A 22595-nucleotide genomic window follows, 5' to 3' on the forward strand; every position below is an offset into this window, starting at 1 on the left:
CAAGTCGATTATGGCGGAACCTCCAGGGATGCCAAACGATCTCCCCGACCTCGATCAGTGCGCGTCCGAGCCGATTCATCTGGCGGGTGCGATCCAACCGCACGGCGTCTTGCTCGCCCTCCATGAGTCGCCGTGGCGCATCGTCCAGGCGACTGCAAACTGCAAGGATCGGCTCGGAATCGCGCCGGCGGCTCTGCTGGAGCGTGAGCTGGACAGCGTACTGGGAGTGGAACTGCTGACAGCCGCCCAAGCCGGTTTGGCGACGTACCGCGAACAACCCAGCGCCCCGGTCTCGTTCGCTTGGTGCTCGCCGCTGGATGGCGTCGCCTTCACCGGTTATGTGCATGAATCCGAGGCATTGGTGATCCTTGAACTGGAGCCGGTGCCGTCACCTCCCGGTGCCTCCGACGACCTGCTCGCCCGCGCCGTGCGCGGACTCGTCGGGGTCCGCGCCCAAGCCGATCTGCCGCTGAAACTCCAGCAGGCGGCGACCTTGCTGCGCGACCTCACCGGCTATGATCGCGTGATGGTCTACCGCTTCGATCCGGTCGACTGGCACGGCGAGGTCGTCGCCGAGGCGCGGCGTCCCGACCTGGAGCCTTACCTGGGACTGCACTATCCCGCGTCCGATATTCCGGATCAGGCCCGACGGCTCTACCTGATCAACCGTACCCGCGCGATCGTCGATATCGACTATGTCCCGGTACCGATCGAGCCGGAACCGAACCCCATCACGGGCCGGCCGCTCGATCTCTCGCGCAGTCTGCTGCGCAGTGTCTCCCCGGTGCATGTGGAATACCTCCGCAACATGGGGGTCCGTGCCACCCTGACGCTGTCCCTGTTCCACGACGACCGGCTGTGGGGCTTGATCGCCTGCCATCATCTCTCTCCCTATTGGGTTTCAGACGAGATCCGTCGGGTCATGGACTGGATGGCCCAGGATCTGGAGACACAGATCCAGGTGGCCGAGGATCGGCGCCGTCGTCTGTATGAGCAGCATCTGAAGACCTGCCGCGAGCGGGTGATGGCGGCGATGCGTCAGGGGGTGAGACTCCAGAACCTGCTGACGGGTGCGCATCAAGCCGACCTGCTTGGAGCGGTCGGTGCTGAAGGCATGGCCCTGATCGCCGGCTCCCAGGTTTATACGGCCGGCACGACGCCTGAGGCCGAACGGATCTCCCAGTTGGCTGTCGACCTTCGCCGGCACATCGATGATGACCATTCGTCGCTGTTCGCCACCGACTGTCTGAGTGACCATCTGCCCGAGACGGTCGATCTGGGGCCAACGGCGGCCGGGCTGATGTTCCTGCGCCTGGCGTCTGCTCGGGATCTCGGGCTACTGTGGTTTCGGGCTGAGCAGGTGCGGCATGTGACCTGGGCCGGCAACCCGGATAAGGCGGTCAACATCGGGCCGGATGGTCGCATCGGACCGCGACAGTCATTCGCCGCCTGGCAACAGACGGTGCGGTTGCGCAGCTGGCGCTGGGCGCAGGAGGAGCTGGCCTCGGCGACCGAGCTTGGCGCACTCATCGATATCGAGCTGCGCCATCAGGCCGAGGCGGCCTCCCAGGCCAAGTCGATCTTTCTCGCCAATATGAGCCATGAGATCCGCAACCCGCTCAATGCCGTGCTCGGCATGGCGCGCCTCATGCGCCAGCAAGCCCTCATCCCGACACAGGCCGAGCGGCTGGACAAGATTGAGGTGGCGGGGCGTCATCTGCTCGATCTCATCAACGACATCCTCGATCTCTCCAAGATCGAAGACGGTAAGCTGACGCTGGAGGAATCAGAGGTCCGTATCGAAGCGATCATGCGCAATCTCGTGGCCATGCTCTCCGATCAGGCGGCGGAAAAAGGCTTGAAGCTCTGCGTCAAACTCCAGGCTTGGCCGTCGCATCTGCTCGGTGATTCAGCCCGTCTCCAGCAGGCGCTGCTGAACTATGCAAGCAATGCCATCAAGTTCACCCAGTACGGTTCCGTCACATTGCGTGCCTTCCCCGAAGCGGACCTGGGTGACAGCGTCCTGGGGCGTTTCGAGGTCGAAGACACAGGTATCGGGATCGCGGCCGAGCATTTATCCCGTCTGTTCAACGAGTTCGAGCAATTGGACACCTCGATCACCCGTCAGTACGGCGGTACCGGACTCGGGTTGGCCTTGACCCAGCAACTCGCCCGGCTGATGGGCGGTGAGGCCGGGGTCGAGAGTACCCTGGGGGTCGGCAGTACCTTCTGGTTCACCGTGCGCTTGCGGCGCGGGACTCCATCCATAGCGCCTGTGTCGGCACCGGCGCCCATGGAGATGGATGAGCTGATGCAGGTCTGTGCAGGACGCCGCCTCCTGCTCGTCGAGGACGAGCCGATCAACCGCGAGGTGACGCTGGAACTGATCGCCGATCTGGAGCTGCACACCGACACCGCCGAAAACGGGGTCGAGGCGCTGGAGTACGTGCAACGACACCGCTATGACCTCATCTTGATGGACATGCAGATGCCTGTCATGGGCGGGCTGGAAGCCACACGTCGGATTCGCCGACTCCCGATGGACACCCAGCCTCCCATCGTGGCCATGACTGCCAATGCCTTTGCCGATAACCAGACACAATGCCTGGAGGCTGGCATGAACGATTTTCTCACCAAGCCGGTCGAGCCCCAGCAGCTCCTGGCCACCCTCCAGTATTGGTTTTCACGGACTGAGCATCAATCGTAGCGCTCGTCCTTCCAGCGTCTGAGGGCGGTGAAGACCTCGGCGCTCGTGGCCATCCTGTGCCCGGCCTGACGCTCGGCGGCGGCGATGACCTTCGGTTCGCGGGTGCGCAGAAAGGGATTGGTGGCGCGCTCCAGATCCAGACGCGAGGGCACGGTCGGTTGCCCTCTGGCGCGCTGCAACTGGGTCTGGCGTACCCGTTCGGCCAGTGCCGGGCTGTCGGGCTCGACCCATTCGGCGAAACCAAGATTGGCCTGGGTATATTCGTGCGCGCAATAACAGAGCGTGTCGACGGGCAGGGCCGCGATCCGTTCCAGCGAATGAGCGAGCTGCTCGAAAGTGCCGTCGAAGACCCGTCCGCACCCGGCCGCAAACAGCGTGTCGCCGCAGAACAGCCGGCCGGCGCCCAGATAGGCGATATGGCTTGAGGTGTGACCCGGAACCTCCAGCACCTGGAAGGGCGTCGTCAATCCAGCCGGAACGAAGGTCTCGCCCTCGCGCCGACGGTGAGTGAGAGCACGGATGCGATCGTCGTCCGGGCCGTTGATCTCCAGTCCTGGGAAGGCCGCGAGCAACTCATCCAGCCCGCCGGTGTGATCATAGTGATGATGCGTGATCAGCACCGCCGTCAGAGTCAGATGCTCGGCGCTCAACCGTTCCAGCACCGGCTCAGCGTCACCCGGATCGACCACGACCGCGTTTCCGCCCCCTTCGGTCAGGAGCCAGATGTAGTTGTCCTCGAAAGCCGGGATCGGTTGGACAGCGAGCATGGTGTCAGCCCGCGTGTTCGTGCCGTTCGAGTTCGGCCTGGAGACTGGCGATGATGCCCGGCGCATCCAGTCCGACACTGGCGAGCTGCTCATGGTGCTCGGCATGATCGATGTAGCGATCGGGCAGACCCAGATGCAGACAGCGCCTGACCACGCCCTGCTCCGACAGCAGCTCGGCCACGCCACTGCCCGCGCCGCCGGCGATCGCGTTCTCCTCCAGCGTGACCAGGATCTCGTGGCGCGCGGCCAGATCCAGGATCAGCGCCGCGTCGAGCGGCTTGACGAAGCGCATGTCGGCGACCGTGGCATCGAAGACCTCGGCGGCTTCCAGCGCGGTCTTGACCAGCGGACCGAAAGCGAGCAGGGCGATCCGCGATCCTTCGCGCACGATCTCGCCCCGGCCGATCGGCAGCGCCGGAGCATTCGGGTCGATGGCCACACCCGGACCGCCGCCGCGCGGATAGCGCACCAGCGCCGGGCCTTCGTATTCATAGGCCGTCCTGAGCATCCGCCGGCATTCGTTCTCGTTCGATGGGGTCATAATGACCAGGTTCGGGATCGGTCGGCAGAAGCTCAGATCGAAACCGCCGGCATGGGTTGCACCGTCCGCCCCGACCAGTCCGCCGCGATCGACGGCAAAGGTCACGTCCAGGTTCTGGAGCGCCACGTCATGCACGAGCTGGTCGTAGGCGCGTTGCAGGAAGCTCGAATAGATGGCCACGACCGGCTTCAGTCCCTCGCAGGCCAGACCGGCGGCCAGCGTCACGGCATGCTGCTCGGCGATGCCGACGTCGAAATAGCGCTCGGGGAAGCGCTTGGAGAAGGCCGTCAAACCCGAGCCTTCGCACATGGCCGGCGTGATGCCGACCAGACGCGGATCGGCGGCGGCCGTGTCATGGAGCCAGCCGCCGAAGATCTGGGTATAGGTTGGTCCCGCGCCCTTGGCCTTGAGCAGTTGTCCGGTCTGGCGATCGAAGGGCGTGACGCCATGGTAGATCACCGGCTGACCCTCGGCCGGCTCGAAGCCGCGTCCCTTCTTGGTCACGATGTGCAGCAGGCGCTGGCCGGGCATGTCCTTGATATTGCGCAGGGTGCGCAGTAGCCCGTCCATGTCGTGTCCATCGACCGGGCCGATGTAGTTGAAACCCAGTTCCTCGAACAGCGTGCTGGGCATCAGCATGCCCTTCATGTGTTCTTCCCAGCGCCCGACCAGATGGCGCAACTGCGGCATCCCGGCCAGGGCGTGCTTGCTGCCTTCGCGCACGCTGGTGTAGAGCTTGCCCGAGAGCAGACGCGCCAGATGGTTGCTGATGGCTCCGACCGGCGGCGAGATCGACATCTCGTTGTCGTTGAGGATGACCACCAGATCGATGTCCATCGAGCCGGCATGGTTGAGCGCCTCGAAGGCCATGCCGGCGCCCAGCGCCCCGTCGCCGATGATGGCGATCACGGTGCGCCGTTCGCCTCTCTGCTTGGCGGCGAGCGCCATGCCGAGCGCGGCGCTGATCGAGGTGCTGGAGTGGCCGACGCCGAAGGTGTCGTATTCGCTCTCACCGCGCTTGGGGAATCCCGAGATGCCGTCCTTCTGGCGCAGCGTGCACATGCGGTCGCGTCGCCCGGTGAGGATCTTGTGCGGATAGGCCTGATGACCGACGTCCCACACCAGCCGGTCGTGCGGCGTGTCGAAGACATAGTGCAGACCGAGCGTCAGCTCCACCACGCCGAGTCCGGCCGCCAGATGTCCGCCGGTCTTGGAGACGCATTCGATCAAAAAGGAACGCAGCTCGCTGGCGAGTTCGGGAAGCTGGCTCTCGGACAGGGCGCGCAGGTCGGCGGGACTGTCGATCGAGTCCAAGAGGGGACGTCGGTGCGCGCCGACGCCGGAATCGGTCAGGGTGCGATGTGGCATGGTCTCTGGCGGCTATCGTGTGACAAGGCGGGGTATCTTAGTGCAATCGTCGCCGGGCTGCCCAATCGATCGCATCCGGCCAATCGCTGCCGACGAAGATCGATCGCGTCGCGAACCCGCGCCTTTGTTACCATGGGGTCTCGATGTTGGTCATTTCAAACCCAAGCCACCGCGATGCTACAGATCCACAACAGCCTGACCCGCCAGAAAGCTCCCTTCCAACCCATCGAACCCGGCAAAGTCCGCATGTATGTCTGCGGCATGACGGTCTACGACTACTGTCATCTCGGGCATGCGCGGGTGCTGGTGGTGTTCGACGTGGTCTATCGCTATCTGCGTGCGCTCGGCTATGACGTGACCTATATCCGCAACATCACGGATATCGACGACAAGATCATCCGCCGCGCCAATGAGAACGGCGAACCCTTCCAGGCGTTGACCGAGCGTTTCATCCAGGCCATGCGCGAGGACAGCGAGGCGCTCGGCGTGCTGCCGCCGACCGACGAGCCGCGTGCCACGGCGCACATCGGCGAGATCCTGGCCATGGTCCAGACCCTGATCGACAAGGGCTTGGCCTATGTCGCCGACAATGGCGATGTCTACTACGCCGTCAGCCGCTTCCCCGACTACGGCAAGCTCTCGGGCAAGGATCCGGCCGATCTGCGCGCCGGGTCGCGGGTCGAGATCGGCGAGTCCAAGCGTGATCCGCTCGACTTCGCGCTCTGGAAAGCGGCCAAGCCCGGCGAGCCGGCCTGGGACTCGCCTTGGGGACCGGGGCGTCCCGGCTGGCACATCGAATGCTCGGCCATGAGCACCTGCTGTCTGGGCAACCATTTCGACATCCACGGCGGCGGGGCCGACCTTCAGTTTCCGCATCACGAAAACGAGATCGCTCAGTCCGAGGGCGCCACGGGCGAACCCTTCGTCAACGTCTGGATGCACAACGGTTTCGTGCGCGTCAACGAGGAGAAGATGTCCAAGTCGCTGGGCAACTTCTTCACCGTGCGCGAGATCCTGCGTCTCTACCGGCCGGAGGAGGTGCGTTATTTCATCCTCACCAGTCACTACCGCAGTCCGCTCAACTACGACGACAGCGCGCTCCAGAAGGCGCGCGCGGCCCTGACCCGGCTCTATACCGCGCTGCGCGGACTGCCCGAGGCCGCGCCCGCTGAGGGTGAAGCCTTCCGCGCCCGCTTCCAGGCGGCGATGGACGACGACTTCAACACGCCCGAGGCGCTGGCCGTACTCTTCGAGCTGGCGCGCGAGATCAATCGGCTCAGGTCCGATGGCTCGGACCAAGCGGCGGCGCATGGCGCCCTGCTGCGCGAACTGGGCGCCGCATTGGGTCTGCTCCAGGACGATCCCGAGCGCTATCTGCGCGGCGGCGCGGACGCCGACGGTCCGAGCGATGCCGAGATCGAGGCCATGATCGCGCAGCGCCGCGCCGCGCGCGCCAACAGGGATTGGGCCGAGGCCGATCGTTTGCGCGAGGCGCTCACGGCCGCCGGCATCGTGCTGGAAGACGGTCCTCAAGGAACGACCTGGCGGCGGGCTGGCTGAAAAAACGTATCGATCCGGGACGGAGTCGCACGAAATCTTGGCCTAGATCATGGTTTCACAGACCCGATCGGGTCTATGTTTGAGTCGTCAGTCAGCCGTTTTTCGCGCAGGTCTTGCGGGCATCGGAATGCGGCCGTGCTGTCGATTGAGTCGAGCAAGGATCAGCTTGCAAGGCGAGTTGTCTCCAACCCTAATAACGAGATTGATGAGATGAACAAAAACCTGTCCCGTTTCGCTGCCGTTGGACTGCCTCTGATCCTGGTCGCCCTGACTGGTTGCAATCGATCCCCTGAGGTGAGCTTTGCGCAGGACGTGCAGCCCATTCTCAAGAAGCATTGTGTCGAGTGCCATCTGCCCAATGGTCAAGGTCATACCGCCAGTGGCTTCCTGGTCGAATCCTATGACACCCTGATGAAGGGCACCAAGTTCGGACCCGTGGTGGTTCCTGGGGATGCCCTGTCGAGCAGCCTCTATCGCCTGGTGGCCGGCGAGGTCGACGCCTCCATCCGCATGCCGCACGGCAAGGATCCGCTGCCCGCCGCCGAGATCGCCGTGGTCGAAAACTGGATCGCCCAGGGCGCCAAGAACAACTGAGGCACTTCTAGCCCCACACGGATGTGATTCAAAGGTGGGGCGCGCCTGGCGTGCCCTACGGCCCCGCCCCCGTCCCCAGTACGACGTCCCCGCCCTCCGCGCTCGACGCATCATCCCCCGGAATGCTGTTTGGAACTTGACAGCCGACGATTTCGCTCTACCATTAGCACTCGTTACAAGTGAGTGCTAACAGGCCGGCCCGGTGTCGGTCTCGCCGCGACTCGACCCACCCACTTCTCAACCTGTATCGAGGAGCCATCCATGAACATCCGTCCCCTGCATGACCGCGTCGTCGTCCGTCGCATGGAAGAGGAGCGCCTGAGCGCCGGCGGCATCGTGATCCCGGATTCCGCCACCGAGAAGCCGATCCAGGGCGAGATCATCGCCGTCGGCCACGGCAAGATCCTCGACAACGGCAGCGTGCGCGCACTCGACGTCAAGGTCGGCGACCGCGTGCTGTTCGGCAAGTATTCCGGCACCGAGGTCAAGCTCGACGGCAAGGAATTCCTGGTGATGCGCGAAGAAGACATCATGGCGGTCGTCGAGGGCTGATCGGCCTTCCGCCCCTGAGTCTCCAAGCTTTTCCCAATCAAGACAGAAAACGATTCATTCGAGGAATTTAGAAGCATGAGCGCAAAAGACGTGAAGTTCGGCGGTGATGCCCGTGTCCGCATGATGGAGGGTGTCAACATCCTCGCCAACGCCGTCAAGGTCACGCTGGGTCCGAAGGGCCGCAACGTGGTGCTGGAGAAGTCCTTCGGCGCCCCGACCGTCACCAAGGACGGCGTCTCCGTGGCCAAGGAGATCGAGCTCAAAGACAAGTTCGAGAACATGGGCGCGCAGATGGTCAAGGAAGTCGCTTCCAAGACCTCCGACATCGCCGGTGACGGCACCACCACCGCGACCGTGCTGGCTCAGGCCATGGTCCGTGAGGGTCTGAAGGCGGTCGCCGCCGGCATGAACCCGATGGATCTGAAGCGCGGCATGGACAAGGCCGTCGAGGCCGCCACCGAAGAGCTCAAGAAGCTCTCCAAGCCCTGCACCGAGACCAAGGCGATCGCTCAGGTCGGCACCATCTCGGCCAACTCCGACGACTCGATCGGCACCATCATCGCCGAGGCGATGGAGAAGGTCGGCAAGGAAGGCGTCATCACCGTCGAAGACGGCACCTCGCTGCAGAACGAGCTGGACGTGGTCGAGGGCATGCAGTTCGATCGCGGCTACCTGTCGCCCTACTTCATCAACAACCAGCAGAGCCAGAGCGCCGAGCTCGACGCGCCCTACATCCTGCTGCACGACAAGAAGATCTCCAACATCCGTGATCTTCTCCCCGTGCTGGAAGGTGTCGCCAAGGCCGGCAAGCCGCTGCTGATCATCGCCGAAGACGTCGAGGGCGAAGCCCTGGCGACCCTGGTCGTCAACACCATCCGCGGCATCGTCAAGGTCTGCGCCGTCAAGGCGCCGGGCTTCGGTGATCGTCGCAAGGCCATGCTTCAGGACATCGCGATCCTGACCGGCGCGACCGTGATTTCGGAAGAAGTCGGCCTGTCGCTGGAGAAGGCGACCCTGAACGATCTGGGTACCGCCAAGCGCGTCCAGGTCGGCAAGGACGAGACCACCATCATCGACGGCGCCGGTTCCGAGATCGACATCAAGGCCCGTTGCGAGCAGATCCGCGCTCAGGTCGAAGAGACCAGCTCCGACTACGATCGTGAGAAGCTCCAGGAGCGTCTGGCCAAGCTGGCCGGTGGTGTGGCCGTGATCAAGGTCGGCGCCGCCACCGAGATCGAGATGAAGGAGAAGAAGGCGCGCGTCGAAGACGCTCTGCACGCCACCCGTGCCGCCGTCGAGGAAGGTATCGTCCCCGGTGGTGGTGTCGCGCTGGTTCGCGCCATCGCAGCCGTCAAGGATCTCAAGGGCGCCAACCACGATCAGGACGTCGGTATCGCCATCGCCCGTCGCGCGATGGAAGAGCCGCTGCGTCAGATCGTCGCCAACGCCGGTGAAGAGCCGTCGGTCATCCTGCACAAGGTTGCTGAGGGCACGGGTAACTTCGGTTACAACGCCGCCAACGGCGAGTACGGCGACATGGTCGAGATGGGCATCCTGGACCCGACCAAGGTCACCCGTTCGGCTCTGCAGAACGCCTGCTCGGTCGCCGGTCTGATGATCACCACCGAAGCCATGATCGCCGACGAGCCGAAGGACGACGCTCCGGCGATGCCGGGCGGCGGCATGGGCGACATGGGCGGCATGGGCATGATGTAAGCCCGCGCGCTCCGGGACGTTCGCGTCCCGGCTCGACGCCAGAAAAAGCCCCGCTTCGGCGGGGCTTTTTCGTGGGCGCTTTCAGTCCAGGCTCGTCGTGAGCGGTTCGAGGATGGCGCCGAAATCGGCCGGATTCACATACTGCATGACCACGCGCCCATTGGGATCGCGCCCGATGTCGAGTCCGCGCTTGGGATAGAGCCAGTGGACGATGCCGGTCTCGGACTCGGTGAGCCGCCGGCTCGGTGTGCCGAAACGCTGCTCGATCAGTGCCGCGTCGAGCCGCGCCTTGGGCAGATAGACGATGGCGCGGATGGGCCGCTCGGCCAGACGTTCGGTATCGCTCGGGTCGAGCTTGACCTTCTGGCTGCCGCTGCCGGTCTGGCTGATGCGCAGGCCGCGCTCGTACATGGCCGCCAGGGTCGTCTGGTCCACGTCCAGGGTCAGCACGAAATCGGCCCGCAGCCGTTCCAGATGGATCTGCTCGAAATAGACCTCGGCCGCGAGCGTCCCGGATGGGCCGAGTGTGCGGAACAGGTTGACTTCGCCGTCCTCACGAAACACCTGCCGGACCTCAGCAAGCGTCGTGGCGCCCAGCGTGAAGCCGAAGACCTGGGTGCGCCCGTCGGCATCCTGTTCGATCAACCACGGCAGTCGCGCGATTTCGTCTTCGATCGGGTCGGGCATCAGGAGCAGCATCCCGACGAAACCCAGCACGGCGGCGCCGAGAATGGAGAGCACGATGGAGCGGTCCATGGATGTCGCGCGCCTCGCTCAAGCGTTTGTGTCGAGGATGAGTCCGGCGACGACCTCGCGTCCCTCGGCCATCAGGATGTTGTAGGTGCGGCAGGCGGCGCCCGTGGTCATGACCTCGACACCGATACCGCGTTCGATCAGGCTGAGATAGAGCGCCGGATCGAGCAGGGCCGGCTGTGCGCCGGTGCCGATCAGGACCACCCTTGGCTTGAGATCGGCGATGGCCGTCAGATGCTCGCGAGTCAGATCCGCTGCCGTCGCCGGTCCCCAGTGGTCGATGATCTGCGTGGGCGTCAGGATCAGGCTGCGGGTGTAGCGGCGTCCGGAGAGGCCGATCCAGCCCGAACCATAGCCCTCGATCAGATAGCCGCTCCCGGCGTCTGCTTCCGAAAATTTCATTCGTTCATCCCCGAATAACCAAACCAGCCGTCGAGTGTAGCGCCTCGCGTTCGGTGATGGGGCGGGGAAGGGCGGCACGGTTGCCATGCGTCCGGCGTCGGCGTGTAGAATTCGGGCCTCTCATCCACCTGAGCCATATTGGAACATCATGACCGTCCGTACTCGCTTTGCTCCTTCTCCGACCGGCTATCTGCACGTCGGCGGCGCCCGTACCGCGCTCTTCTGCTATCTCTATGCCCGCAAACACGGCGGTCAGTTCGTCCTGCGCATCGAGGACACGGATCTGGAGCGCTCGACGGCCGAGTCGGTCAACGCCATCCTGGAGGGCATGACCTGGCTCGGGCTGGACTATGACGAGGGACCGTTCTATCAGACCCAGCGTTTCGACCGCTACAACCAGATCATCGACGAGCTGCTCGACAAGGGGCTGGCCTATCGCTGTGACTGTCCCAAGGAGCGGCTGGAGAAGCTGCGCGTCGATCAGATGGCGCGCAAGCAGAAGCCGCGCTATGACGGCTGCTGCCGTCACAAGCAGGTCGATCCGAGTCAGCCGCACGTCATCCGCTTCAAGAATCCCGCCGACGGCGTGGTGATCGTCGATGACCTCATCCGTGGCCGGATGCCGTTTGCCAACGAGGAACTCGACGATCTCATCATCCGTCGCAGCGACGGCACCCCGACCTACAACCTGAGCGTGGTGGTCGACGACGCCGACATGGAGATCACCCATGTCATCCGGGGTGACGACCATATCAACAACACTCCGCGTCAGATCAACATCCTGCGCGCGCTCGGTTTCGAGCCGCCACGGTATGCGCACGTGCCCATGATCCTCGGCGACGACGGGGCGCGGCTGTCGAAGCGTCACGGTGCGGTGAGCGTCATCTCGTATCGCGACATGGGCTATCTGCCCGAGGCGCTGCTGAACTATCTGGTGCGTCTGGGCTGGTCGCACGGCGATCAGGAGATCTTCTCGATCGAGCAGATGATCGAGCTGTTCGATATCTCGGATGTCAACAAGGCCGCCTCCAGCTTCAACACCAGCAAGCTCGACTGGCTCAATCAGCAATATCTGCAACAGGCCGAGCCGGCGCGGGTGGCGCGTCTGCTCAGTCCGCACATGGGGCGGCTCGACATCGATCCCTCGACCGGGCCGGATCTGGTCGATGTGGTCAAGGCGCAGGCCGCGCGCGCCAAGACGCTGGTCGAGCTGGCCGAGATCAGCGCCTTCTGCTATCGCGATTTCGAGGAATTCGACGAAGGTTCGGCCAAGAAGCATCTGCGTCTGGTCGCGCGCGAGCCGCTGGAGAAGCTGCGCGCCGCTTTCGAGCTGATGGCGTTCGAGGACTGGACACCCGAGCAGTTGAAGCATGTGGTCGAGGGCGTGGCAGAAGAGTTGCAGCTCAATCTGGGCAAGGTCGCCCAGCCGTTGCGCGTGGCCATCGTCGGGCGCGCGGCGTCTCCCGGTATCGAGGAGACGCTGATGCTGGTCGGCAAGGAGGCGACACTGCGTCGCATCGACAAGGCGCTGGGCTATATCGCCGCGCGCGGCGGCGAGGCTTGATGAGCGCTGCGCCGTGACGGATTCGCGGCGCGTGCGGCGGCGGTCTGCAAGGCTTGTGCAAAGCGTCTGTGGACTGGCATGCTTTGGGTGTATTGCGAGTTGAACAGGAGCGTCATCATGCCAGCCGCCGCGACCGTTCCAGCGATCGATGTCGACGACTATCTCGTCGGCGAACAGCAGAGCGACATCCGTCACGAATATATCGCCGGTCAGGTCTTTGCCATGGCCGGCGCCAGCGAGACGCACAATCGTATTGCCGGCAATCTGTTTTTTCATTTGCGTGCCGCCACGCGCGGTACGCCCTGTGGCGTCTTCATCGGCGATATGAAAGTCCGGGTCGCCGCGCATGATGTCTTCTATTATCCAGACGTTCTCTTGACCTGCGCGTCAGAGGATGCCGAGCCATTCTATAAAACCGCGCCCTGTCTGATCGCCGAGGTGCTCTCGCCGACCACCGAATTGACAGATCGGCGCGAAAAGCTCATCGTCTATCGTGCCCTGGCGTCTCTGCGCTATTACATCCTGATCGCTCAGGATTGCCGCCGGGTCGAGGTCTACAGTCGGGACGAGGCGGGCGAGTGGCGGCATCAGGTCTATGAGCATGGCGGCGAAATCGTGTTCGATTGCCCGCCGCTGCATCCGTGTCTGACGTTGGACGATTTCTATGAAGATGTCGTGTTGGCGACCCCTCCAGCTCCTGTCGATCCACATTGAGACAGGGAGTCACACGGGACGCAACAGTTATGCCTTAAAGGAGAAAGACCGTTGATGTCATTCAAAGAGTTTCTGGCCGAAAATGGTATTGATTACTTTGTCATTGAAGTGCCGGAAGAATTTGTACCGGAAATCGCTCTTCTCAACGAAGGCAAATGGGTCGATTCAGGGAAAAAAGATTATATGCAGCGAGTAGATGCGGAAAATCCATCAATAAAACAAAGAAGACATGTGCATATTGCAAAGTCGAAGCATATAAACAATAAGAATATGCAGGCATCATGGAATGATGATGGAACAAAGCATGACAAGAAAACATTTAATTCAAAAATTGGCTCGATATCTACAGTTCAAGATATTGCGCGGCAAGCATTGGGATTGAAAAATGATTTCAAGCTGGAAGAAGCTGCAAAGGCACCAAATTTACTCCTCCAACTAAACGAGGCACTTGATATTGGTGTCACACCAGTTCTGTTTATCGCCAAATTGGCATAACAATGCCATAAACTCGGACCCCAAAAAGCTACGCTGCGCTCCGCTTTTTGGGTCCGGTTATGGCTGGCGTTAGGCAATGGCGTGATGCATGCTAATTAAGCCGGCGTATACGGCGGCATACTCCCAATGAAATTGCTCGTGAGTCGGGTTCGTGCGTTCTGCATCCATGAGTTGACGCATAGCCAGTCCAGCACCGGCAAGACAAGCATGGACGACGAGCATCAGCGCCAATCGCCCGAAAGCTTCCAGCTGTAACCCGGCCGATGCGAATCCAGCGGCGATCAGCGGCGCACTGTCGAGTGCCAAGCCGAACGCCGCCGCCGCCGTCAGTCCACTGAGCAGGGTCGCTCCCAGAGCGCGAGCATCGAGCCGACGGCGCAGGATCGGCAGCAACACCAGAATCCAGACACTGACATAGGCCGCCTCGGGTCCGGCCAACAGCGGCGCTTCCTGGCTCAGAAGCGCATTCACGACCTGCCGCCAGAACTCCGAAACGAGCAGCGTCAACAGAATCAGCACCAACGCCAGCCGGCTCGTCCAGCGTCCGAGCCAGACGGCTCTCCAGCCGACCAGTCCAGTCAGCGACATCCAGCCAAACAGCAGCAGCGCCGTGCTCATGGCCGTTTCTCCGGGGCCAAAGCCGGCCCCAGCAACCCCGAGACCCGCTCCAGAATCAGCCGCTCGCACCCGTCCGGCAACCGTCCACGCAACCGCTCGGCGCTCGCCAGCGTCGCCCGCGCGCGCTCCGTGTCACCCGACCAGCGATAGCCCAGCCCCGCGATCAGGGCGAGCGCGACATGAGACGGCGTGCCCTGACGCGCGAAGCGGTCGGCCAGATCGCGGAACTGCGTCTGATCCTCGGCCAGGGCGGGCAGAGCGCCCAGATCCTCGATCATGCGCCGGGTGCGATCGAGACAGACGGCCCCGCGCTGACGCGGCCCCGCGAGCCGGCGCGCCAGCACTTCGAGCCGCAGTCGACGCGCCTCCCAGAATCCAGGATCACCCGCAATGGCGGCATTCAGCGCCGTCTCGGCCTCGTCGAGCCGATCCTGCTCCCAAGCACTGTCGGCCAGGATGAACCAGGCGTCGGAGCGCAGCCGTTCGGGCAGCTCCGGCACCGCCAGCGCCGCGCGCGCCGCGATCCGCGCCGACTCGAAATCCTGTAAACGCCGCTGGAGACGCGCGCGTTCCAGATGGGCGCGGAAGCGGATCAACGGCTCTTCGGCCTGCGTCAAGGGTTCGATCAACGCCAGCTTGCGCACGGGATCGCCACTGAGCGCGGCGAGCTGGAAGGCCAGACGCGCCTCGTCGTCGATCCGACCCCAGAGATTGCGATAGCGCATGAAGACCGTATCACCGGCCGAACGGCGCGAGGAATCGCTCGCCGACGGACTCAGGGCCGCGACGCCGCGCTCGCCCAGCTCCGACCACAGCGTTTCCCATGCCTCGACGGCCTGGTGCGCCTCGGCCGAATCACCCAGTCCGCCCGTCTCGGCGGATCGACCCGGAACCTGCATCAGTCCCCAGAGCACACCGACCAGCACCGCCAACAGCGCCGGCGCGGCCAGACGCGGCGCGAGCCGTGGGATTGGGCGCGGCGCCTGTGGCGGACTACCAATAGAGGCCATAGTGCGTGAACTGGGCGACATGACGGCCGATCAGCACGGGTTCGTCCGGCCGCTGGGTGAACCAGCGAAACCGCTGACCCGTGGCCTGTAAGCGTTCGTAGAGCGGCACGAAAGTCTCCAGGCCGTCGGGATGGACAATGAAGACGGGCGCGATCCGGTCGCGTGCCGCGTCCTGGGCCAGCTCATCGACCAGTCGCTCGGTCTGCTCGGCGCTCCAGGGCGGCGACCGGCTCAGGATCGCCTCGCGATCGAGCCGGAACTCCAGCTGAAAGGTATCGATGTCGCGCGTCACCAGTGGCTCGGGCCGCCAGACGAAACGTCCCTGCCAGGTGGCGCCCGAGCGCGTGTCGGGCGCGGCGGCGAGTGCGGCGACCACGGCTTCCTGGTCCCAGACCGCCACCCGATCGGCGAGCACGAAATAGAAGCGCGAGAAGGGCGGAAAGCGTTCGCGCTGCGGCTCGACGAAGCGCGGCCCGGCGCTCGGACGGGCCGGGAGCTGGCTGGCCCCTTCATCGCGCTGACGCGGCGCGGTCAACGCGAAGAGCGTCACGATCAGCAGGATCGCCAGCAGATTGGTGGCGATGTCGAGAAAGGCGCTCGGGGTCGGGCCGTCAGTCTCCATGTCCGCGCCACTCGGTCAGCAGACGGGGCAGGGCCTCGGGCGCCGTCGACAGCGGCCGGAAGCTCAGCCGGAACGCCCGGCGCGTTTCGGCGCGCGGATCGAGCCGGCTGGTGAAGCGGCTGAAGGCGTCCTCGAAGGCGCGGCGGGTGCCGAAACAGTCCTGGGTGAGCGCAAAGACCAGATTGCGAACGCCGTCACCCTGAGCCGCGAGTCGTGCCAGCAGCGCATCGAGTTCGGTCTCGCGATAGACGATCGGCTCGGCCTCGGGTCCGGCATGGAGCGTCACCGCGCCATCGGCCTGACAGACGATCAGATCGTCGATCGCCAGCGGACGCCCGGTCTCGGGCCGGTTGGGGGCTTGCAGGGCGAAGACGACGATCAGGATGCCGACGAAGGCCAGCACCAGATCGAGAAACGGCAGCAGATTCAGCTCCGGCATCAGCGGCATCGATGGACGCCGGCGCATCAGTCGGCCGCGTCCGGAACGAGCCGGTCGAGCAGTCGCCGGTAATAGAGCATGTCGAGCGTCTGCGCCCGTGCACGCAACACCAGCAGGGCCAGCATCAGCGGAATCACCAGCACCAGCCCGACAAAGGTGGTGTCGAAGGCGAACTGGAGTCCGCCGAGCACCCCGCCGAGTCCGCCCCCGTCGACGGCCGTGACCGCGACGCTGTCGGCCAGTCCGCCGATGGCCTGGGTGATGCCGAGCACGGTGCCGATGAATCCGAGCATGGGCAGCACCCAGATGGCGAAACCGATGGGGGCGAAGTTGTGCTGATGCTGCTGGCCGCGCACCAGGAGCACATAGTCGCTCAGATGGACCGAGTCCTCGTGCGCGCGGGTCCGGTCGTGCCAGCGGCGCAGCGCGGCCGGCACCCGCTCGGCGTCGGCGTGCTCGCGCCCGGAGAGAAAGTCGATCCAGTCCTGGAGACGTGAGCGGACGGACTGGCGACCGTCCTGGTCTGGAGTGTCTCGCCCGATCAAGGCGCGACGCTCGCTCTGAAGCCCCAGATATTGCAGGACGGCATAGAGCGCGCTCGCCACGAACAGCGCCAGCATGAAACGGCAGTAGCCGTTGCCCAGATAGCGCCCGATCCAGTCGGGCAGGGTGTCCGGCTCCAGAAAATGCATCAGGGTCGGATAGAGCGCCAGCGTGATGAGCACGGCGACGATCAGCGGCCGGGCGATCTGGCGCTCGGAGAACAGCCCGACGGCCTGATCGAGATCGAGCGATGACTGAGTGGGTGGAGGCATCTATCGATCCGGCCGAGTCGGCTGAGATGTGACGGCACCATCCAGAGCCTGTTCCAGCGCCTGGAGCTGGTGGGCGATGTCGCGCCGCGTGGCCCGCAGTTCCGCGATCCGGGCGCCGATCTCGCCGTAGAGGCGCTCCTGACGCGCACGTTCGTCATGACTGCGGGCCGCGTCGGCGCGGTCGAGCGCCTGCTCGGCCTGGGCGATGAGCTGTGACTCCAGATCATCGAGCCGGCCGAGCAGACGCCGAATGTCGTCGAGCCGGGCCTGGAACGCCGCCCGCTCCGGGTCGGAGTGCGTCGTCGGTTCCGAACCCGGTGTGGTGTCGGCCGTCGCCGGAGCGGCCACGGCCGACAGCCACAATGCCAGACTCAAAGCCGCCGGCCAGACAGACCCGATCATGGCGCGATCGGCACCTGCTGGGCGTCGCTGGCCGTCTTGACGATGGCCTGCATGTTCTCGTTGAGGCTCGTCAGGTTGGCGCTGACCTTCTGGAGGCTCTCGATCGCTTTGTCGGCCTGACCCAGCTCATAGTAAGCCAGCACGATGTCGCGATCGGATTCGATGGCGCGCATCAGTGCGAGCGAGTTGGCGCGCTCGGTGCTGATCTGGTTGCGCAGCTCGCGCCCGGTGTCGAGCCGGCTCTGCCAGGCCTGCGCGATCGGCAGGAAGGCCGGATTGGATTCCGACTTGGTCAGCGTCTCCTGACGGCGCTGTTCCCAGAGTTCGAGCAGGGCATCGAGTTCGGTCCAGATCTCGCTGTCTTCGTCCATACTCGCGTTGACGCGCTTGACGGATTCGAGCATGGCGTCGAGCACCTCGCCGCCCTTCTCGATGGAATCGCGGCTGGCCTGGATGTTGGCCTCCAGCCCGCTCAGATTCTCCTGGAGCTGCGCGGCTACGGAATTGACCTTGTTGAACAGCCGGCCCATGTCGGGCTGATCGGCCGTTTGGGCCAGACCGGCGCTGCCGGCGAGCGTCAGGAGTCCGGCGAGCAGCAGGGCGGATGTCTTCTTCATCATGTGGCAGTTCCTCTCAATTGGCGATGGGGACCGAGGCTTGCAGACTCTGCTGGGTCTTCTGTTCGACGACCGTCATGGCCTGGGTGATGTCGTTCAGACCCTCGACCACCGAACGCGCGGCGGCGATGGCCTCCAGCACCTTGCCGATCTTCATCTCCTGGAGGATCACTCGGTGCTGGCGCATGATGGTCGAGAGTTTCTCCTGGGCCAGGGTGCGGCTCTGGTTCAGGCGCTCGTCGACGATGTCGTATTCCTGGATGGCGCGTTCGAGCTGGGCGATGCTCTGCTCGCGGTTGGGATAGTCGGGCGGCTGGCGCTCGTACCAGCTCTTGAGCACGATGGTGCCCTCCTTGGCGCGGTTGAGCGCGTCGGCGAAGTCGCTGTTGAGATCGAGCTTGTTGAGCACCCCATAGACCTCGTCGCGCAGGGTGAAGAACAGGCTGTCGACCTGGGCCTCCTTCTCCTGCTCCGAGGTCAGGCGCGCGACCTCTTCGAGCTTTTCCATCGCCGTCTGGATGCGCGCGCCGAGCTGGGCGCTGGAGGCGCGGATGTTGGACATCTCGGCTTCGAGGATGACGGTCGGATTGCTGCGGTTGGGGTTGCGGGCGCTGTACTGGCCCTCCTGCGCCCAGCCCGGTGCGCTCAGGAGCAGGGCGCACAGCAGCAGCCCGGGCCGGAGTCGAAGGCGCGTTGGAATGAAACGATCGGGCATCTGGAGTCCTCGTGGTTGGTCGTCGATCTCGCGGTGTCGGCGAGGCTCAGTGGCCGCAGGCTTCGATGTTCTCCTGGAAGCCGTCGAGCAGACGCGCGGTCTTGTTGCGCAGATAGGCCAGATCGCGCGCGATGTCGGTCAGATCCGATTCGAGATTGCGCGCGCGATCGGCCTCGCGCACCAGACGCTGGATGAGAATGGGCCTGGATTCCTGGTTCAGTTCCTTGTCGAGGCGTTTGATCATGAGTCCGGCGCAACCGTTGAGCTTGGTCGCTTCCTCCATCCAGGCCGATACCGGCAACTGGCTCAGTTGCTCGATCTCCTGACGGTTGCCGTCGACGAAGGTCGTCGGGCAGGCGTCGGTCGAGCGGCGCAGTTCCTGACGCCATTTGCCCAGGAGCTTGTTGCTGTGCTCGACGCGTTGCAGGATGCGCACATAGTTCTCGCCGAGGGCGTGATAGCGTTCGAACACCTGCGTGTCGTCCCAGGGGCAGGTCGGCGCCTGATAGCGCATCGAGGTCGGGCGCGACCTGGAGGGCGGCGTCTCCGTTCCGACGCCGGCCGGTGTCGCCGGCTGCGGGGCTTCGAGCGTGGTCGTCGGCGGTGCGCCATAGGCGAGGCGGTCGCGCAGATCCGTCCAGAGTTCGCCGGGGAGCGCCAGCCAGGCGGGCTTGAAGAACCACACCGCGCCGGTCGCGGCGGCGAGCAGGACCGACAGGGTCAGCAACCGGGTCAGCCGGCGCGAGCGGCGTCGGCGCGGCTCGGGTGGGGGCGTCGATTCGAGCGGGATCGGGCGCGGCGGGGTGGGCGCACTGGGTGATGGCTCGATCGGCGGCGGGATGGGTGTCTCAGATGTCGTATCCTCATCGGCGACGGCCACGCCGAAATGCTCGGCCAGCGGCTGGAGCCCGCCGCGAAAGCCCTGGCCGACGGCGCGCAGCTTCCAGCCCGCGCCGTGGCGATAGAGTTCGGCGAAGATGAGCGCCTGTTCGTCCCCGGCCTCGGTCAGTTCGAAGGCGAGCGGCTCACCCGCAGCCGGCGTGGCCGTGAGCCGGGCGCCGATGAGATCGCGAAACGCGCCGTGCGAGAGGGCAGCGGCGATGACGAGACGATCGACACCGGCCGGCAGACGCTCCGGTTGCACCTGAATCTCGGCGCGACCGGCGGCGGGCGTCGACAGCACCACGACCCCGCCGGGCGCCTGGAGCTGGTTGTAGAACACGAACCAGTCGTCGCTTGGAATCCGCCCGTCGGCACCGACGGCGAAGCACACGACATCCAGCGTATCCCGGCTTGGCGGCCAGCACAGTTCGATGCGCACCGTGCCCGCACTCGACAGCGGTGCATTCGCGCCCTTCGGCAGTGTCTTCATCTCGGCGCCTCGCGCGGCAGAGAGTCCATGCACCTTCCTCGATAGTGTGTCGATCGACGCTCGCAAATCGGAACCGTCATGCTGCCGCAAGCGCTTCGGATACGCAACACGGCGCCTACTCCCACATGACGTTTTCGCCCTCGCGCGCGGCAGCCGTCAGCAGCTCGATCAGGGGCAGGGCGCGGTGGGCGAGGCTGACGTGCGGCGACTCATCGCCCTTGCGCGGGTTCGGCATGGCCGTGTCGAGGGTGGCGTGCGGGTGCTCGGCGACGGCGCGCTTGAGGCGTTCGAGCGCTGCCGGTACGTCCTCGGCCAGCAGCGCGCCCGGCACGTTGCCGCTGTGTCCCATCAGCTTGATGAGGGTGACGGCCACGTCGCCGAACATGGTGATGGTGGCGTAGGCCGGGGTCTCGAAGCGGATCAGCATGGGCGATGTCCTCGCTGGCATGGTCGAGTGGACGGGGTTGGGGGCCGAGTGTCCGACGAACCGGCATGATCCATCAAGACGCGCCTCGCCGTGCGGTTTAAAATGCGCCGATCGTTTTCACTCATTATCATCCAGCCCGCCGAGACACCATGACCGACGCCGCCGAGTCGCCACGTACCCATTTCATCCGTCAGATCGCCGAGGCGGATCTCGCCTCCGGCAAGCATGACCGGATCGTCACCCGTTTTCCGCCCGAGCCGAACGGCTATCTGCACATCGGGCACGCCAAATCGATCGTGCTCAACTTCGGTCTGGCCGAGTCGCTGGGCGGGATCTGCAATCTGCGCTTCGACGACACCAATCCGCACAAGGAGAACCTCGAGTTTGTCGAGGCGATCCAGAACGACGTGCGCTGGCTCGGCTTCGACTGGGACGACCGGCTCTATTTCGCCTCCGATTACTTCGAGCGGCTCTATGGCTTCGCCGTCGAGCTGATCGAGAAGGGGCTGGCCTATGTCTGCGATCTGTCGGCCGAAGAGATGCGCGAGTATCGCGGCACGCTCACCGAGCCGGGCCGCGACAGCCCCTGGCGCGAGCGTCCGGTGGCCGAGAACCTGGATCTGTTCGCGCGGATGCGGGCCGGTGAGTTCCCCGACGGCTCGCGCACCCTGCGCGCGAAGATCGACATGGCCTCGCCCAACATCAATCTGCGCGATCCGGTGCTCTATCGGATCAAGCATGGCGTGGTGCATCATCAGACCGGCACCGCCTGGTGTCTCTATCCGACTTACGACTACACGCACCCGCTCTCGGACGCGCTCGAAGGGGTCACACATTCGCTGTGCACCCTGGAGTTCGAGGACCATCGCCCGCTCTACGACTGGGTGATCGCCAACGTCTCGGCGCCGAGCCGCCCGCGTCAGATCGAGTTCAGTCGGCTCAATCTCGAATACACCGTGATGAGCAAGCGCCGCCTGACCGATCTGGTCGGCGAGGCGCATGTCGACGGCTGGGACGATCCGCGTATGCCCACGCTCGCCGGGCTGCGTCGGCGCGGCTATACGCCGGCGGCAATCCGCGTCTTCTGCGAGCGTATCGGCATCACCAAGTCCGACAATCGGGTCGAGATGGCGATGCTGGAGAACGCCATCCGCGAGGATCTGGACGCCAATGCTCCGCGTCGGCTGGCGGTTCTCAATCCGCTCAAGGTCGTGCTCACCAACTATCCCGAGGATCGGACTGAGAGCATCGAGCTGGCCAATCATCCCAAGGATCCCGAGCTGGGCACGCGCACGCTGCCCTTCGCGCGCGAGCTCTACATCGACCGTGCCGACTTCGAGGAGACCCCGCCCAAGGGCTTCAAGCGGCTGGTACCGGGCGGCGAGGTGCGGTTGCGCGGCGCCTATGTGATCCGCTGTGATGAGGTGGTCAAGAACGCGGACGGCGAGATCGTCGAGCTGCGGTGCTGGGCCGATCTCGACACCCTGGGCAAGAATCCCGAAGGGCGCAAGGTCAAGGGCGTGATCCACTGGGTGTCGGCCGAGCAAGCGGTGGCCGCCGAAGTCCGGCTCTATGACCGGCTGTTCAACGTGCCCATGCCGGGCGCGGGCGGGAGCGACTATCGCGCCGATCTCAACCCCGAGTCGCGGCGGGTGCTGACCGGCGCGATGCTGGAGCCGAATCTGCGCGGCGTGCTGCCGGGCGAGCGCTTCCAGTTCGAGCGCGAGGGCTATTTCGTCGCCGATCCCGACTCGACGTCAGAGCGCCCGGTGTTCAACCTCACCGTCGGCTTGCGCGACACCTGGGGCAAGAGTCAGTCCTGAGC

Annotated in this window: 23 protein-coding genes; 9 read left to right on the plus strand and 14 right to left on the minus strand. The window is 64.6% G+C overall.

Going from position 1 to position 22595, the window contains the following annotated elements; translation table 11 throughout:
* Positions 1-28 precede the first annotated feature (28 nt).
* On the plus strand, positions 29-2707 hold the full coding sequence (locus tag ALVIN_RS02165) for a response regulator (RefSeq protein ID WP_012969670.1): 2679 nt from the start codon (positions 29-31) through the stop codon (positions 2705-2707).
* On the opposite strand, the gene gloB is transcribed toward ALVIN_RS02165, so the two are convergent.
* Both gloB and dxs read right to left on the minus strand, forming a co-directional pair.
* Entirely contained in the window at positions 2698-3474 is a 777-nt protein-coding gene (gene gloB / locus ALVIN_RS02170; RefSeq protein ID WP_012969671.1) for a hydroxyacylglutathione hydrolase, read from the minus strand. The genes ALVIN_RS02165 and gloB overlap by 10 nt on opposite strands.
* A 4-nt stretch (positions 3475-3478) precedes the next feature.
* Positions 3479-5383: a 1-deoxy-D-xylulose-5-phosphate synthase gene (gene dxs, locus ALVIN_RS02175; protein WP_012969672.1), complete on the minus strand. Its 1905-nt coding sequence runs from the start codon at positions 5381-5383 to the stop codon at positions 3479-3481.
* A gap of 174 nt (positions 5384-5557) precedes the next feature.
* Here dxs and cysS point away from each other — a divergent pair, with 174 nt between their 5' ends.
* The 4 genes from cysS to groL all read left to right on the plus strand — a co-directional run bounded on the left by cysS (position 5558) and on the right by groL (position 9805).
* Entirely contained in the window at positions 5558-6943 is a 1386-nt protein-coding gene (gene cysS, locus ALVIN_RS02180; RefSeq protein WP_012969673.1) for a cysteine--tRNA ligase, read from the plus strand.
* Positions 6944-7153: 210 nt separating this feature from the next.
* Positions 7154-7537, plus strand: coding sequence for a c-type cytochrome domain-containing protein (locus ALVIN_RS02185; protein ID WP_012969674.1), 384 nt, complete (start codon positions 7154-7156; stop codon positions 7535-7537).
* 261 nt (positions 7538-7798) lie between these two features.
* A complete protein-coding gene (gene groES / locus ALVIN_RS02190) occupies positions 7799-8089 on the plus strand; it encodes a co-chaperone GroES (RefSeq protein ID WP_012969675.1) in 291 nt (96 codons plus the stop codon).
* A 75-nt stretch (positions 8090-8164) separates the two neighbouring features.
* Positions 8165-9805, plus strand: a complete 1641-nt coding sequence (groL, locus tag ALVIN_RS02195; protein ID WP_012969676.1) for a chaperonin GroEL — start codon at positions 8165-8167, stop codon at positions 9803-9805.
* A gap of 81 nt (positions 9806-9886) precedes the next feature.
* Here groL and ALVIN_RS02200 read toward each other — a convergent pair whose 3' ends face one another.
* A complete protein-coding gene (locus ALVIN_RS02200) occupies positions 9887-10561 on the minus strand; it encodes a hypothetical protein (protein ID WP_012969677.1) in 675 nt (224 codons plus the stop codon).
* An 18-nt stretch (positions 10562-10579) separates the two neighbouring features.
* Positions 10580-10960 carry an Mth938-like domain-containing protein gene (locus tag ALVIN_RS02205; RefSeq protein WP_012969678.1) on the minus strand — a complete coding sequence of 127 codons (381 nt, stop codon included), beginning with the start codon at positions 10958-10960 and terminating at the stop codon, positions 10580-10582.
* 148 nt (positions 10961-11108) lie between these two features.
* On the opposite strand from ALVIN_RS02205, the gene gltX reads away from it, so the two are divergent.
* The 3 genes from gltX (at position 11109) to ALVIN_RS16870 (ending at position 13733) form a co-directional block, all read left to right on the plus strand.
* Complete coding sequence (gene gltX / locus ALVIN_RS02210; RefSeq protein WP_012969679.1) at positions 11109-12524, plus strand: glutamate--tRNA ligase; 1416 nt, start codon at positions 11109-11111, stop codon at positions 12522-12524.
* A gap of 117 nt (positions 12525-12641) precedes the next feature.
* Positions 12642-13238 carry a Uma2 family endonuclease gene (locus tag ALVIN_RS02215; protein ID WP_012969680.1) on the plus strand — a complete coding sequence of 199 codons (597 nt, stop codon included), beginning with the start codon at positions 12642-12644 and terminating at the stop codon, positions 13236-13238.
* 54 nt (positions 13239-13292) lie between these two features.
* The gene (locus ALVIN_RS16870) at positions 13293-13733 is read left to right on the plus strand and encodes a DUF6367 family protein (RefSeq protein WP_148217437.1); all 441 of its coding nucleotides are present in this window, start codon (positions 13293-13295) and stop codon (positions 13731-13733) included.
* 69 nt (positions 13734-13802) lie between these two features.
* Here the strand turns inward: ALVIN_RS16870 and ALVIN_RS02220 are convergent, their stop codons facing one another.
* The 10 genes from ALVIN_RS02220 to ALVIN_RS02265 form a co-directional block, all read right to left on the minus strand.
* The gene (locus ALVIN_RS02220) at positions 13803-14351 is read right to left on the minus strand and encodes a hypothetical protein (protein ID WP_012969682.1); all 549 of its coding nucleotides are present in this window, start codon (positions 14349-14351) and stop codon (positions 13803-13805) included.
* Positions 14348-15382, minus strand: coding sequence for a tetratricopeptide repeat protein (locus tag ALVIN_RS02225; protein ID WP_223295250.1), 1035 nt, complete (start codon positions 15380-15382; stop codon positions 14348-14350). The genes ALVIN_RS02220 and ALVIN_RS02225 overlap by 4 nt, the downstream gene beginning before the upstream one ends.
* Complete coding sequence (locus ALVIN_RS02230) at positions 15345-15983, minus strand: hypothetical protein (RefSeq protein WP_012969684.1); 639 nt, start codon at positions 15981-15983, stop codon at positions 15345-15347. The genes ALVIN_RS02225 and ALVIN_RS02230 overlap by 38 nt, the downstream gene beginning before the upstream one ends.
* Positions 15973-16449 (minus strand): hypothetical protein, encoded by a 477-nt coding sequence (locus ALVIN_RS02235; protein WP_012969685.1) that lies wholly within the window; start codon positions 16447-16449, stop codon positions 15973-15975. The genes ALVIN_RS02230 and ALVIN_RS02235 overlap by 11 nt, the downstream gene beginning before the upstream one ends.
* Entirely contained in the window at positions 16449-17237 is a 789-nt protein-coding gene (locus tag ALVIN_RS02240; RefSeq protein ID WP_012969686.1) for a MotA/TolQ/ExbB proton channel family protein, read from the minus strand. The genes ALVIN_RS02235 and ALVIN_RS02240 overlap by 1 nt, the downstream gene beginning before the upstream one ends.
* Positions 17238-17639, minus strand: a complete 402-nt coding sequence (locus ALVIN_RS02245; RefSeq protein WP_012969687.1) for a hypothetical protein — start codon at positions 17637-17639, stop codon at positions 17238-17240.
* Positions 17636-18259 carry a hypothetical protein gene (locus ALVIN_RS02250; protein WP_012969688.1) on the minus strand — a complete coding sequence of 208 codons (624 nt, stop codon included), beginning with the start codon at positions 18257-18259 and terminating at the stop codon, positions 17636-17638. Before ALVIN_RS02250 ends, ALVIN_RS02245 begins: the two co-directional genes overlap by 4 nt.
* 13 nt (positions 18260-18272) lie before the next feature.
* Positions 18273-18971 carry a hypothetical protein gene (locus tag ALVIN_RS02255; RefSeq protein WP_012969689.1) on the minus strand — a complete coding sequence of 233 codons (699 nt, stop codon included), beginning with the start codon at positions 18969-18971 and terminating at the stop codon, positions 18273-18275.
* A 46-nt stretch (positions 18972-19017) separates the two neighbouring features.
* A complete protein-coding gene (locus tag ALVIN_RS02260; RefSeq protein WP_012969690.1) occupies positions 19018-20343 on the minus strand; it encodes a TerD family protein in 1326 nt (441 codons plus the stop codon).
* A 115-nt stretch (positions 20344-20458) separates the two neighbouring features.
* Complete coding sequence (locus ALVIN_RS02265; protein ID WP_012969691.1) at positions 20459-20770, minus strand: DUF1840 domain-containing protein; 312 nt, start codon at positions 20768-20770, stop codon at positions 20459-20461.
* Positions 20771-20919: 149 nt separating this feature from the next.
* Here ALVIN_RS02265 and ALVIN_RS02270 point away from each other — a divergent pair, with 149 nt between their 5' ends.
* On the plus strand, positions 20920-22593 hold the full coding sequence (locus ALVIN_RS02270) for a glutamine--tRNA ligase/YqeY domain fusion protein (protein ID WP_012969692.1): 1674 nt from the start codon (positions 20920-20922) through the stop codon (positions 22591-22593).
* Positions 22594-22595 lie beyond the last annotated feature (2 nt).

Origin of the sequence: Allochromatium vinosum DSM 180 (genome assembly GCF_000025485.1) — a bacterium.
GTDB classification, from domain to species: domain Bacteria; phylum Pseudomonadota; class Gammaproteobacteria; order Chromatiales; family Chromatiaceae; genus Thermochromatium; species Thermochromatium vinosum.

What these genes read in the sequence shown, in the direction of transcription:
- ALVIN_RS02165 (WP_012969670.1), top strand. Translation starts at nt 29, where the DNA reads ATGCCAAACGATCTCCCCGACCTCGATCAGTGCGCGTCCGAGCCGATT.
- gloB (WP_012969671.1), bottom strand. Translation starts at nt 3,474, where the DNA reads ATGCTCGCTGTCCAACCGATCCCGGCTTTCGAGGACAACTACATCTGG.
- dxs (WP_012969672.1), bottom strand. Translation starts at nt 5,383, where the DNA reads ATGCCACATCGCACCCTGACCGATTCCGGCGTCGGCGCGCACCGACGT.
- cysS (WP_012969673.1), top strand. Translation starts at nt 5,558, where the DNA reads ATGCTACAGATCCACAACAGCCTGACCCGCCAGAAAGCTCCCTTCCAA.
- ALVIN_RS02185 (WP_012969674.1), top strand. Translation starts at nt 7,154, where the DNA reads ATGAACAAAAACCTGTCCCGTTTCGCTGCCGTTGGACTGCCTCTGATC.
- groES (WP_012969675.1), top strand. Translation starts at nt 7,799, where the DNA reads ATGAACATCCGTCCCCTGCATGACCGCGTCGTCGTCCGTCGCATGGAA.
- groL (WP_012969676.1), top strand. Translation starts at nt 8,165, where the DNA reads ATGAGCGCAAAAGACGTGAAGTTCGGCGGTGATGCCCGTGTCCGCATG.
- ALVIN_RS02200 (WP_012969677.1), bottom strand. Translation starts at nt 10,561, where the DNA reads ATGGACCGCTCCATCGTGCTCTCCATTCTCGGCGCCGCCGTGCTGGGT.
- ALVIN_RS02205 (WP_012969678.1), bottom strand. Translation starts at nt 10,960, where the DNA reads ATGAAATTTTCGGAAGCAGACGCCGGGAGCGGCTATCTGATCGAGGGC.
- gltX (WP_012969679.1), top strand. Translation starts at nt 11,109, where the DNA reads ATGACCGTCCGTACTCGCTTTGCTCCTTCTCCGACCGGCTATCTGCAC.
- ALVIN_RS02215 (WP_012969680.1), top strand. Translation starts at nt 12,642, where the DNA reads ATGCCAGCCGCCGCGACCGTTCCAGCGATCGATGTCGACGACTATCTC.
- ALVIN_RS16870 (WP_148217437.1), top strand. Translation starts at nt 13,293, where the DNA reads ATGTCATTCAAAGAGTTTCTGGCCGAAAATGGTATTGATTACTTTGTC.
- ALVIN_RS02220 (WP_012969682.1), bottom strand. Translation starts at nt 14,351, where the DNA reads ATGAGCACGGCGCTGCTGCTGTTTGGCTGGATGTCGCTGACTGGACTG.
- ALVIN_RS02225 (WP_223295250.1), bottom strand. Translation starts at nt 15,382, where the DNA reads ATGTCGCCCAGTTCACGCACTATGGCCTCTATTGGTAGTCCGCCACAG.
- ALVIN_RS02230 (WP_012969684.1), bottom strand. Translation starts at nt 15,983, where the DNA reads ATGGAGACTGACGGCCCGACCCCGAGCGCCTTTCTCGACATCGCCACC.
- ALVIN_RS02235 (WP_012969685.1), bottom strand. Translation starts at nt 16,449, where the DNA reads ATGCGCCGGCGTCCATCGATGCCGCTGATGCCGGAGCTGAATCTGCTG.
- ALVIN_RS02240 (WP_012969686.1), bottom strand. Translation starts at nt 17,237, where the DNA reads ATGCCTCCACCCACTCAGTCATCGCTCGATCTCGATCAGGCCGTCGGG.
- ALVIN_RS02245 (WP_012969687.1), bottom strand. Translation starts at nt 17,639, where the DNA reads ATGATCGGGTCTGTCTGGCCGGCGGCTTTGAGTCTGGCATTGTGGCTG.
- ALVIN_RS02250 (WP_012969688.1), bottom strand. Translation starts at nt 18,259, where the DNA reads ATGATGAAGAAGACATCCGCCCTGCTGCTCGCCGGACTCCTGACGCTC.
- ALVIN_RS02255 (WP_012969689.1), bottom strand. Translation starts at nt 18,971, where the DNA reads ATGCCCGATCGTTTCATTCCAACGCGCCTTCGACTCCGGCCCGGGCTG.
- ALVIN_RS02260 (WP_012969690.1), bottom strand. Translation starts at nt 20,343, where the DNA reads ATGAAGACACTGCCGAAGGGCGCGAATGCACCGCTGTCGAGTGCGGGC.
- ALVIN_RS02265 (WP_012969691.1), bottom strand. Translation starts at nt 20,770, where the DNA reads ATGCTGATCCGCTTCGAGACCCCGGCCTACGCCACCATCACCATGTTC.
- ALVIN_RS02270 (WP_012969692.1), top strand. Translation starts at nt 20,920, where the DNA reads ATGACCGACGCCGCCGAGTCGCCACGTACCCATTTCATCCGTCAGATC.